Origin of the sequence: Sulfurimonas sp. (genome assembly GCF_027056685.1) — a bacterium.
Lineage (GTDB): Bacteria > Campylobacterota > Campylobacteria > Campylobacterales > Sulfurimonadaceae > Sulfurimonas.
The window spans coordinates 1-5,983 of the sequence record NZ_JALUKE010000008.1; the positions used below are offsets into that span (position 1 = coordinate 1).

5 protein-coding genes are annotated in these 5,983 nt (G+C 36.1%); 3 read left to right on the forward strand and 2 right to left on the reverse strand.

The window, feature by feature from the left end:
• Together MVY38_RS00430 and MVY38_RS00435 are read right to left on the reverse strand one after the other, a co-directional pair.
• A partial coding sequence (locus MVY38_RS00430; protein WP_297482195.1) for a cbb3-type cytochrome c oxidase subunit I occupies positions 1–461 on the reverse strand: 461 nt, incomplete at its 3' end.
• Positions 458–1,072: a hypothetical protein gene (locus MVY38_RS00435; RefSeq protein ID WP_297482198.1), complete on the reverse strand. Its 615-nt coding sequence runs from the start codon at positions 1,070–1,072 to the stop codon at positions 458–460. The genes MVY38_RS00430 and MVY38_RS00435, both read right to left, overlap by 4 nt.
• Before the next feature lie 214 nt (positions 1,073–1,286).
• Here MVY38_RS00435 and MVY38_RS00440 point away from each other — a divergent pair, with 214 nt between their 5' ends.
• The 3 genes from MVY38_RS00440 to MVY38_RS00450 form a co-directional block, all read left to right on the forward strand.
• Positions 1,287–2,567, forward strand: coding sequence for a nitrate/nitrite transporter (locus MVY38_RS00440; protein WP_297482202.1), 1,281 nt, complete (start codon positions 1,287–1,289; stop codon positions 2,565–2,567).
• Positions 2,568–2,582: 15 nt separating this feature from the next.
• The gene (locus tag MVY38_RS00445) at positions 2,583–4,484 is read left to right on the forward strand and encodes a ferredoxin--nitrite reductase (protein WP_297482204.1); all 1,902 of its coding nucleotides are present in this window, start codon (positions 2,583–2,585) and stop codon (positions 4,482–4,484) included.
• Between the two features lie 12 nt (positions 4,485–4,496).
• A partial coding sequence (locus MVY38_RS00450) for a bifunctional protein-serine/threonine kinase/phosphatase (RefSeq protein ID WP_297482207.1) occupies positions 4,497–5,983 on the forward strand: 1,487 nt, incomplete at its 3' end.

Genomic DNA, 5,983 nt, shown 5'->3' on the forward strand with positions numbered 1-5,983 from the left:
ATAACTTTAAACTGATGCGTGTCAGCAGGAAGTGGCCAGTAAAGTGTGTAAAGCGGTGCATAAGACCAAACAAACGCAGCTATCCAAGCTAATGCAGTTCCTCCGGTAATAAGCATCCAAGTAATGTTGGCTAGTTTAATGCTGTAAAGAGGTTTCTTTGTAAGATATGGTACCAAAAATGTAAAAGCACCAAAAACAAGTTGGTATGTAGAACCAAAAATACCTACAATAGGATGCACAGTCATAATAGAGAAAAAGTGCTCAGGATGAAAAAATTGCGCTGGAATAGGGTTAAGTGGTACGTGCCCAACTTCTACCATTCTCATTATCATTCCCTCAATAGCAACCAAACCATAGAATAAAAATGCCATAACTACAGCACGAAGCGTAACCTTTTGCAGAGCGTTTAAACCTTTATGGTCAAAATTTGTACCATTTATCAATTTATTCATATAACTCATTGGATACCTCCATTATCTTTACACCCTACAACTTTTACCAAGTCTTTTACCGCCATCAAATCTTTTCCATCTTCACTATACTGTTTTGGTCCAGAGTATTCTGTCGATGTCAAATCAAAAACACCATTATGGTTAAATGTCCAAAGAATATCATTTGAATCAAGAATGCCGTTCACATCTGTTCCCGGATTTACCTGCATCTGCATTACCATAGAACCATCTTGACGAAAAAGTCCAAAACCATATACCAAGTCTCTACTATGCACATCAAACTCAACCGTTTGACCACATTGAATGACTATCTGTTTAGGAAGTCCTATCCATTTATGATTTTGAATTTCAAATTCATATTTTGCATCTGGTTTAATGTTATGTCTGTCAATATCCTGCGATACCCACGGAATAGTATTATAGGTAAAAATATGGTGCCCCACACCACCCGCAACTAAAAAGGCCATATACCAATAAAATGGTATTCTAAAAACTGATTTAGCATCTTTTCTCGTAAGGTTATATCCAAACCATGCAACAACGGAAATAATCATTGCAGAATATATGGAGTAAGCAACCCAGTGAAAAGACAATAACTCAGCAGAGTTTGTAAACGTCATTTCGCTATCCTTCTATAAATTTGTGAAATTATATGAAATCACATAATGAAAAAAATTGATATATATCAAGAAAAATTACTTATTATACTGCTAGTTGTATATTTTTTAATCATACGATTTTTTAAGTATGGTTAATTTTTAATCAATAAACTATTCCATCTGCTTATTTTATCTATTATAATTACACCATAAAATTACTAGGAGAAATACACATATGGCAAACTTTAAAGCACTAAAAGGAGAAGGACACTTCCCGACCCTTTTTATGGCGTTTTTATATTTCGATATGAGTTTTATGGTCTGGACAATGCTCGGGCCACTTTCAACAGAGATAGCTGAAGCACTGGCTAAAACAGGCTTTATCATGACAGCAGGGCAAAAAGCAACCCTACTTTCACTTCCTATTCTCTCAGGTGCTATTTTAAGAATTGTTCTTGGATTTAGTGTTGATAAAATCGGTGCAAAGAAGACTGCACTTATCTCTCAAGCCATTGTTATTGCTTCTCTTTTAACAGCTTTTTTTATGGGTGACAAAATTACATATAACATTTTACTTGTAGTCGCACTCGGACTCGGGTTTGCAGGGGCTTCGTTTGCAGTTGCACTTCCACAAGCTGGTCAATGGTACCCACCAAAACTTCAAGGTGTTGTTTTAGGTATTGCAGGTGCTGGAAACATTGGTGTTGTGCTTGACTTCATCTTCGCTCCAAAAATTGCTCAGTACTGGGGTTGGTACTCTGTATTTGGTGTTGGTGCTGCTATGGCTATCATTGTATTTGTTGCTTATCTTTTCTTAGCAAAAGATGCGCCAAAAGAGATTTATACACCAAGACCTAAAAAAGTAAAAGATTACCTCAAACTTTTAGGCGATAAAGATACTTGGTGGTTTAACCTCTTCTATGCAGTAAGTTTTGGGGGTTTCGTTGGTTTTGCTGGGTATATGAAAGTTTATCTCATGAACACTTATCAAGCAGATATGTCTGCGTTTGGTATGGAGTATCTTAACGAACCAAATGTAAAAGTTATTGCTGGTTATTTTGGTGCTATTACTATTTTTGCAGGTGCTGTTCTTCGTCCTGTTGGTGGAAACATTGCAGATAAAATTGGTGGAGTAAAAGCACTTTACTTTTTTTATGGTGCAGTTGCAGGGTTTGTTGCTCTTACGGCATTAGTTCAATTACCGTTTTATGTATCTATTTTAGTTCTGTTCTTAATCATGGCAAACCTTGGTATGGCAAATGGTGCAGTTTTCCAACTTGTACCTCAAAGATTTGGAAAAGATATTGGTATAATGACAGGATTAGTTGGCTGTGCTGGTGGTCTTGGTGGTACGGCACTTATAAAAACACTTGGATGGTCTAAGGGTGCATTTAACGGATATACAGAAGGATTTTTAATTTTTGCAGCTGTTGTTCTTGTAGCTATCGCAGGTCTTAGTTTTGTAAAAACAAGATGGAGAACTACTTGGGGTGTTGCTGCTGGTGGAAGAATATAAAAGGAAAGAAGAGTAATGACTTTAGAAGAAGCTAAATTAGCACGAAGTAAAAAAGTAAATAAGGTTGAAAAGGTAAAGGATTTAAAAAACCCTGCCGAAGCCTTTAATGCAATACAAAAGTACGCAAAAGAGGGATATGACTCAATTCCTGATGAAGATAAAAAGTACTTTTTAAAATGTTTTGGTATTTATGACAAAGATGGGCTTACTCCAAAACAGTTTATGATGCGTGTCAGAATTTCTGGTGGACATCTAAACGCAGCACAAGCAAAAACTCTTGGAAATATCGCTAAAAATTATGGGCAAGACTACATCGACATCACAACTCGTGCGCAGGTTGAATTTCGCTACCTAAACATAGAAGATATGCCTGCCATCTTACAAGAACTTAAAGATGTAGGGCTTAATGCTTACCAAACTGGCGTAGATAACTTTAGAAATATTGTTACAGACCCACTTGATAAACTTGGCTTTGATAATATTCTTCCATCATTTTCTCTTTTAGAAAAAATTCAAGAAAAATTTCTTTTTAATCCTGAATGGATTTCAACACTGCCTAGAAAATTTAACACTGCCGTTACAGGTTCAATGGCAAATAGATGTAATGTTTTTGGACATGACTGTTGTTTTGTTCTTGCACAAAAAAATGGCTATTATGGATACAATTTGTATCTTGGCGGTCGTGTAGGAATGATAGCAAAAAATGCAGATATGTTCTTAGCTAGTGAGAGTGAAGTTCTTCTTGCGTACGATGCACTTATTGAAATATTTAAAAAATATGGTTTTAGAGATAATCGTAATAAAAATAGACTCCATTTTCTTATAGATGCTGTAGGAATGCAAACAATCACTGCTGCCATTCGTGAAAATGCAGGAGTTGATTTTGCATCCGCTGGAGATACACTTACAACAACAAATGCACATGACACGCAGCATGGTAAAGTCCAACTCAAAGATGGTACTTTTGCCATTCAGGTTGTTGTTCCATCAGGAATATTTAGTGGAACTGCCCTACTTCGCGTAGCTGAACTTAGTGAAGCATTTGGAAATGGTGAGCTGCGTTTTAGTGTTGAGCAAAACCTCTATATTCTTGGAGTAAAAGAGACACAAACGCTTCTTGAAAATGACTTTTTTCAAGAGTATAAAAATGTAAATTCGCCCTATTTTAACAATCTTATTGCCTGTGCCGGAACTGAGCATTGTAGTTTTGGTGTTATTGAAAATAAGCGTGATGCTATTGCAATGTCGGAGTATCTTACAAACGCGGTGCCTCTTGAAAATGGTAGAGTGCGTCTCTACTGGTCTGCATGTGTCAAAGGGTGTGGTACACATGAAATAGCCGACATTGGTTTTGAAGGATGTAAAGCAAAAGTTGATGGTAAAACAGAGGATGGTGTCCATATTACTCTTGGTGGTAAAATCGTCAGCGAGGGGAAAAATGGCTATACAGTTCTCAAATCAACGCCTCTAAGATTTGCCCGTTTTTATGTTGAAAGTATTGTTTTAGAGTATAAAAAGCTTAGAAATCCACAAGAATCATTTGAACAATTTAATGAGAGAATTTTGTTACAATATTCTCCTGCATATATTGGTTTTTATATGAAATTACAAGCCTATTTACGCGCAAAGAATATAGCCTTAGAGTTAAATATAAACGCAGTACAAAAGACTGGTAAGAATGAAGAGTTTGAACTTTTTGAACTTGGTCGTAAACTCTACTACCAATTTACAAAAGAGGAAGCATACACTGCTTATAGTAGATTTACAAATGAGAACAGAAGAGAAAAGCTTAAAGATGTGCGTAAAATCAAGCCAGATATTGATGAAAATATTGCAAATATGCTCTTTAAAATGTTAGAGTCTGAAGAGAAGCGAGCCGTTGTTTTCTCTGAACTTACAGAATTTATAGCACTCTAAAAGGATAAAATGGTGCCATCATCAAACATAAAAACTTCTGGCTTTTCACTTGCAAAGGGCAAAGAACTTACAGGTGATGACTTTTATGCTGTAAAAACCATGGGAAACATTACCGTAGGTATCGTTTGTGATGGTGTCGGTAGTGCCGATCATGGTGCAGAGGCGGCACAAAGAACAACAGAGTACCTGCTTAATAATTTTAAAATACGCCCAAAAAGTTGGAGTATTGAAAAATCAATCACAACTTTTATAAAATCTATCAACTCTATTCTTTATCAAGAATCACAAGTAAATTATGAACGCAGCGAGCTTGTCACCACGCTCACCATTGTCGTCATAGCTGGCAGTCGTCTCTATGGTGCAAATGTCGGAGACAGCCGAGTTTATATTTATAGAGATGAAAAACTCAATCAAATCTCTTACGACCATGCAATGGATGAAGAGGGATATGAAAATGTTCTAACCCAAGCCATAGGTATAGATAAAGAGGTAGAGATTTACTACTTTGAAAACACCATTAAAGAGAGAGATAAAATTCTTCTTTGTAGTGATGGACTCTATAATGTTTTAGATAAAGAGCAGATAGAAAAACAACTCTCTGTGGGTTCTGCTACAAGCCTTGTAAAAAAAGCAAGCACAATCAAAGAAGATAATCTGCCTGATGATACGACGGCTGCTGTATTAGAAGTTTTAAAAGTTGATGAAAAAGAGATACTTCGTAAGCAAGAGCTGCTTATTCCTCAAACGCTTAAAGAGGGTGAAGTTATTGACGGATATATGCTAGAAAAATCACTTATCCAAAACCAAAGAACGTGGCTATGTAAGAAAAAAACAAAACGCTACATCTTAAAATTTCCTCCAATTGAAGCAACAGACGATTCTACGCTCATAGACCTTTTTGTCAAAGAAGCATGGAATGCAAAACGCCTCAAAGCAGACTGTTTTCCAAAAGCCGTAATTCCAAAAAATAGAACAATGCGTTACTATGTTTTACAATATATACAAGGAGAGAGCCTAGAGGCGTATCTTAAAAAGCACCAGTTAAGTGTTGATGATGCCATTAAACTTTCTAAAACCCTTCTTCAAATGGCGCAATACCTCATTAAACGAGATTTAGTTCATGGAGATATAAAACCAGACAATATTATGGTTGTAAAAGATGAAGATGAAAATCTGGTGTTTAAAATTATAGACTTTGGCAATATTACAGAAGTTTTTTCCACAAGTTCAAAAGCAGGAACACCAAGTTTTCTCTCTCCTCAGAGGTTTCAAGGCGAAGCCATTAGTGAAACAAGTGAGATTTTTTCTATTGGGGTAACTCTCTATTTGGCACTTACTAAAAAATACCCTTATGGGGAGATAGAACCATTTACAAATCCCTCTTTTAAAGAGGCCCAAAAACCAAGTAAATATAATGCAAATATTCCTAAATGGTTTGAGAGTATTATACTTCGTGCAATTTCGCGTAATGAAGACAAACGCTATGAGCATTATTCTGA